4 protein-coding genes are annotated in these 6,000 nt (G+C 59.8%); all 4 read right to left on the bottom strand.

Annotation, left to right across the window (positions count from 1 at the left end):
- Positions 1-554: 554 nt before the first annotated feature.
- Positions 555-1,103, bottom strand: a complete 549-nt coding sequence (locus U873_RS0133890; RefSeq protein WP_025132461.1) for a cupin domain-containing protein — start codon at positions 1,101-1,103, stop codon at positions 555-557.
- 400 nt (positions 1,104-1,503) lie between these two features.
- Positions 1,504-2,784 (bottom strand): FAD-binding oxidoreductase, encoded by a 1,281-nt coding sequence (locus U873_RS0133885; RefSeq protein ID WP_025132460.1) that lies wholly within the window; start codon positions 2,782-2,784, stop codon positions 1,504-1,506.
- A gap of 55 nt (positions 2,785-2,839) precedes the next feature.
- On the bottom strand, positions 2,840-4,330 hold the full coding sequence (locus tag U873_RS0133880) for an aldehyde dehydrogenase (protein ID WP_025132459.1): 1,491 nt from the start codon (positions 4,328-4,330) through the stop codon (positions 2,840-2,842).
- 97 nt (positions 4,331-4,427) lie between these two features.
- A complete protein-coding gene (locus U873_RS0133875) occupies positions 4,428-5,804 on the bottom strand; it encodes a glutamine synthetase family protein (protein WP_025132458.1) in 1,377 nt (458 codons plus the stop codon).
- Positions 5,805-6,000: the final 196 nt, after the last annotated feature.

Genomic DNA, 6,000 nt, shown 5'->3' with positions numbered 1-6,000 from the left:
TTCTACAGCAGCCTCATTTGCTGTCAAGTGATTTTTTAAGAAGTTTTCAAAGTTTCGCTTGGAAATCCTTAACAACTTCAACCACTTGCGCTTCCGATCTCTCGTTAGCGGGAGGCGAATTCTACAGCGTTACACGCTGCTGTCAACACCTCTTTTTCACCGCTTTCGACCGAGAGGATCGAATCGTTAATAGGGCGAAAACACACTGCCTTATTAACTGCTTCTGGCTTCGATGAACTGAAGCGTAACCGCTGTCGAAAAATGCGTAACTCGTTGAATCTAAAGGAGTTTTCCGTTTCGACTGCGCCGGAAGTGGGGCGAATTATAGGCCTGTAGAATCTGCCGTCAACACTTAATTTGTTTTTTCTATGATCCCTGGCGCAGAGCAAGGCCTTGGTCGAAATCCCCAGCCTCCCACCAGCTAATAGAGAGCACCCGGGCAAACAACACCACTAATGAGAAACCGATGAGTCTGAAATGAGGCCCTTATCTGGGAGAAGGCATGGGCGACTACTATATGGTCCCACTAGCAGCGACTCTGGATGCCCTGCGTCCTAGAAGTTCGCTGGGGTGTTGGCGCTGATGATCTCGGCTTCATCCTGCCCGATATTGCGAAAGCTATGAGGCAAAGTGGTCGGAAAGTAATAGCCGTCCCCCGGGTTCAACACACTCACCTGCCCGTCCACCGTCAACTCCACGGTGCCACGGGTAACCAGCCCACACTCCTCCCCTTCCGCATGCACAATCGCTTCTTCGCCAGAGCTGGCGCCCGGCGCATATTGCTCGCGCAAAAAGCGCATCTGTCGATTCGCCACCGGCGCCCCCACCATTAATAGGCGCAGGCCGTCGCGGCCCAGGTCCGGTTGTTCGTTGGCCCGGAACACATATTGGTGCTCGCGAGGCGGTTGGTCGAAGGTGAAGAAGTCGGCCAATGACATGGGGATGCCTTCCAGCAGCTTCTTCAGGGAACTGACGGAGGGACTGACTCGATTCTGCTCGATCAGGGAGATAGTGGCATTGGTCACGCCGCTACGACGAGCCAGCTCACGCTGGGAGAGTTTGTAGCTTTCGCGAACGAGTTTGAGTCGGGTGCCCGTGTCCATAACAGCCTTATGTGAGAGGAACTTAAGGGTAAGTTGCGGCGGTTGGGTCGCGATTATCGCGAACTGGCTGCCCCTGGAGCCTGAAACGGCGGCTATTTAAACATGTTTGACACAGCTGCTGTAAAGACCGGCGATCAGGGAAATGGGCGGTGAAATTTATGCAGGATTGGTGGAGGCTACAGGTACAAAAAATCACCCGTTGCAGGTGAGGAAACCTGCTATAGCTGAAGGGCATAGCGCTGACAATCCAGGGGACCGAGACTCGCCCGCAGGATTCGATCTCCAGGATTAAGACTGCCGTGCCGCAGGGCGGGACAAGCGCCCTCGCCACAAGCAACAGTACCGGCATTCTCGCTCATCATCAGACGCCCTCTATATAGAAGGCGCCTGACAATGCCCATCAGATACCGAAGCGATCACGCAGCGCGTAGTACGCCGCGCCCATGGCGGTCAGCGGAGCCTGGAAGGTACGCCCGCCAATCATCGGCATATGTGGCAGCGAGGCGAAGGCATCGAAACGCTCAGCGTCGCCACGGATCATCTCGGCGATCAGCTTGCCCGCCAGGTGTGAACAGGTCACGCCGTGCCCACTGTAGCCCTGCATGTAGTAGGCGTTCTTTTCGATACGGCCAAACTGCGGCATGCGCGACATGGTCAGCAGGAAGTTGCCGGTCCAGCGGTAGTCGATCTTCACGTCCTTGAGCTGAGGGAAGGTCTTGAGGATCTTCGGCCGGATCAGTTGCTCGATATCATCCGGTTCACGAGCGCCGTAGACCACTCCACCGCCGTACAGCAGGCGCTTGTCGCCGGTAAGGCGGAAGTAGTCCAGCAGGTAGTTGCAGTCTTCCACGCAATAGTTGTTGGTGATCAGGCTGCGCGCCAGCGATTCTGGCAGTTGTTCGGTGACCACGATCTGCGAGCCGCAAGGCATGCTTTTGCGGGTCACGCGCGGATCCAGGTCCTGCTGCAGATAGGCGTTACCGGCAATTAGCAGGTATTTGGCGCGGACCACACCCTTGGCGGTGCGGACCACGTTGGGTTCGCCGTAGGTGATTTCCACCGCCGCCGATTGTTCGAAGATTTTGCCGCCCAGCCCGATAATGGCGCTGGCCTCACCCAAGGCCAGGTTCAGCGGGTGAATGTGCCCTCCCTGCAGGTCCAGCAGGCCGCCGATGTAGTTCTTGGTACCGACCTCGCGATTGATCTGGGCCTTGTCGAGCATCTGCAGATTGTTGTTGCCCAGGCGCTCCCAGTTACGCTTCTGTTCCGCCAGGCCTTTGAGCTGCTTGTTGTTCAGGGCAGCGAAGATGCCCCCGGGGCGGTAGTCGCACTGGATGTCATAGTGCTGGATGCGCTGACGGATGATGTCGGCGCCTTCGAAGATCATGCTGCCGAGCACTTCGGCGCTCTTTTCGCCGTAGCGTTCTTCGATCACGTCCACGTCGCGGCTGTAAGAGTTGACCAGTTGTCCGCCGTTGCGCCCGCTGGCGCCGAAGCCGACCTTGGCCGCTTCGAGCACGGTGACGCTGTAGCCCGCTTCCGCCAGAAACAAGGCCGAGGACAGGCCGGTGTAGCCGGCGCCGATCACACAGACGTCGCACTCCACCAACTCTTCGAGCTGCGGGTAGTCGGTGGTCTGGTTGGGGGTCGCGGCGTAGTAGCTGTTCACGTAGGTTTGCATGAGAAATTCCCCAGCGGGTACGGGCCCAGGCCCGCCGCCGCTGTTGTTATAAGAGTTAGAGCTTGATCCAGGTCGCTTTGAGCTCGGTGTATTTGTCGAAGGCGTGCAACGACTTGTCGCGGCCGTTGCCGGACTGCTTGAAGCCACCGAACGGTGCGGTCATGTCACCGCCGTCGTATTGGTTGACCCACACGCTGCCTGCGCGCAAGCCACGGGCGAAGCGGTGGGCACGGCTGAGGTTGGCCGTCCAGACCCCGGCTGCCAGGCCGAAGATGCTGTCGTTGGCAATCTGCAACGCTTCTTCTTCAGTGTCGAAGCTGATGATCGACAGCACCGGGCCGAAGATCTCCTCCTGGGCGATGCGCATGGCGTTGGTCACGCCGTCAAAGATCGTCGGCTCGACATACAGGCCGCCGGTGCTTTCCAGGGTGCGCACACCACCGGCCAGCAGTTCGCCGCCCTGCTCCTTGCCGATCTCGATATAGCGCAGCACGTTGTCCAGCTGACGCTGGTCCACTACCGCGCCAACCCGGGTTTGCGGGTCGAGGGCGTGGCCCGGTGTCCAGCCCTTGAGGGCCTCCACCAGCAACGGAATGAACTGCTCGCGGATCGAGCGTTGCACCAGCAGGCGCGAGCCGGCGGTGCAGACTTCGCCCTGGTTGAAGGCGATGGCCGCGGCGGCGGCTTCTGCTGCTTCACGCAAGTCCGGGGCATCGGCGAACACCACGTTGGGGCTTTTGCCACCGGCTTCCAGCCACACCCGCTTCATGTTGCTTTCACCGGAATACACCAGCAGTTGCTTGCCTACCGCGGTGGAACCGGTAAAGGCCAGCACGTCCACATCCATATGCAGGGCCAGGGCCTTGCCGACAGTGTGACCGTAGCCCGGCAGCACGTTGAACACGCCTTTGGGAATGCCGGCCTCCAGGGCCAACTGGGCGATACGGATTGCGGTCAGCGGCGACTTTTCCGACGGCTTGAGGATGAAGGAATTACCTACCGCCAGGGCCGGGGCGAACTTCCAACTGGCCATGATCAGCGGGAAATTCCACGGCACGATGGCCGCCACTACGCCAGACGGCTCGCGGGTCACCAGGCCCAGTTGATCGTGGGGCGTGGCCGCGACTTCATCGTAGAGCTTGTCGATAGCCTCGGCGTTCCAGCGGATCGCATTGGCGGTAGCAGGAATATCGATGGCCAGGGAGTCGCCAATCGGCTTGCCCATGTCCAGGGTTTCCAGAAGCGCCAACTCTTCCTGGTGCTCAAGGACCAGTTCCGCAAAACGAATCAGGATGCGCTTGCGCTCGGCCGGGGCCTTGCCCGACCAGACGCCGGAGTTGAACGCCTGGCGCGCCACGGCAACGGCCCGGTCGGCATCGGCCTGATCGGTGCTGGCCACCTTGGTCAGAAAGCGCCCGTCCACCGGACTCAGGCACTCAAACGTTGCGCCGCTGGCGGCGTCGCAGTACTGGCCGTCGATAAAGGCACGGCCTTCGAGGGTGAGGGACTGGAAGCACTGCTCCCAGTCGCTGCGGGTTTTGCTCATGGTGTCGACTCCACGCAGGAAGGGTCTGCACGAAAACCGCCTGCACCGGGTTGCAGGCCGGCTCGGCAAGTTCTCGTACAGCCCTGAGGAACGATCATCAGACCGTGTGCAGGTACCAGTTGTATTCGAGGTCGGAAATGGAGTTTTCGAACTCGGCCAACTCGCTTTCCTTGCAGGCGACAAAGACGTCGATGTACATCGGGTCGATGTACTTGGCCATCACCTCACTGTCGTCCAGCACCCGCAGGGCATCCCGCAGGTTGGTGGGCAGGCTCGGTTCGCTCTGCTCGTAGGCGTTACCTTCCATGGCCGGGCCAGGCTCGATCTTGTTGGTCAGGCCGTGATGGATGCCGGACAACACCGAAGCCATCAACAGATAGGGATTGGCGTCGGCGCCGGCCACTCGGTGCTCGATGCGCACGGCATCGGCGGACCCGGTGGGCACGCGCACGGCCACGGTGCGGTTGTCGATGCCCCAGGTTGGCGAATTCGGCACGTAGAACTGTGCGCCGAAGCGGCGGTAGGAGTTGACGTTGGGGCACAGGAACGCCATCTGCTCCGGCAGGGTTTCCAGCACACCACCGATGGCGTGACGCAGAGCCTCGTTGGTTTGCGGGTCTTCACTGGCGAAGATGTTGTTGCCCTGCTTGTCGAGGATCGAGATATGCACGTGCAGGCCGTTGCCGGCCTGGCCCGGGTAGGGCTTGGCCATGAAGGTGGTGTCCATTTCATGGTCGTAGGCGATGTTCTTCACCAGGCGCTTGAGCAACACCGCGTAGTCGCAGGCCTTGATCGGGTCGCTGACGTGATGCAGGTTGACCTCGAACTGCGCCGGGGCGCTTTCCTTGACGATGGCGTCGGCCGGGATGCCTTGCTCCTTGGCACCTTCGAGGATGTCCTGCAAGCAGTCCACGTATTCGTCGAGGTCGTCGATCAGGTACACCTGGGTCGATTGCGGACGCTTGCCGGAAATCGGCGAACGCGGCGACTGCGGCCGGCCGTTCACGTTGTCCTGGTCGATCAGGTAGAACTCCAGCTCGAAGGCAGCGCAGATGGTCAGGCCCAGGGCGTCGAACTTGCTCACCACCTGGCGCAGCACTTCGCGCGGGTCGGCGAAGAACGGCTGGCCTTCGATCTCGTGCATGGTCATCAGCAACTGCGCGGTGGGGCGCTTCTGCCAAGGCTCGACGGACAGGGTGCCGGGGATCGGATAACAGATGCGGTCGGCGTCGCCGATGTCCAGGCCCAGGCCGGTGCTTTCCACCGTGGAACCGTTGATATCCAGGGCAAACAGCGAGGCCGGCAGGTTGATGCCCTTCTCATAGACCTTGTGCAGCGCGGTGCGCTCGATGCGCTTGCCGCGCACCACACCGTTCATGTCTGCAATCAGCAGATCGACGTAGAGAACCTCGGGGTGTTTTTTCAGGAAGGCATTGGCTTCATTGAGCTGAATGGCACGCGGGGGGACCGACATGATGCACCTATTGTGTTAATTATTATGTTCACTGCTGTGACACGCCAGCAGTCAACCCGAAAGAAAAACCGGAGTCAATAGCCAACAGAGGCTGCCATTCGTCAATTATTTTGCCTCACGAAAGGTCGATACACCGCGCAATCCGCGCCACCTGCGGGTTTCAAGCGAATAACGTTTAGAATTTTTTACATGGAAG

The organism is Pseudomonas sp. PH1b, assembly GCF_000633395.1.
GTDB lineage: Bacteria > Pseudomonadota > Gammaproteobacteria > Pseudomonadales > Pseudomonadaceae > Aquipseudomonas.
The sequence above is the reverse complement of the archived record's forward strand: the minus strand, read 5'-3'. Positions and strand labels throughout refer to the sequence as shown.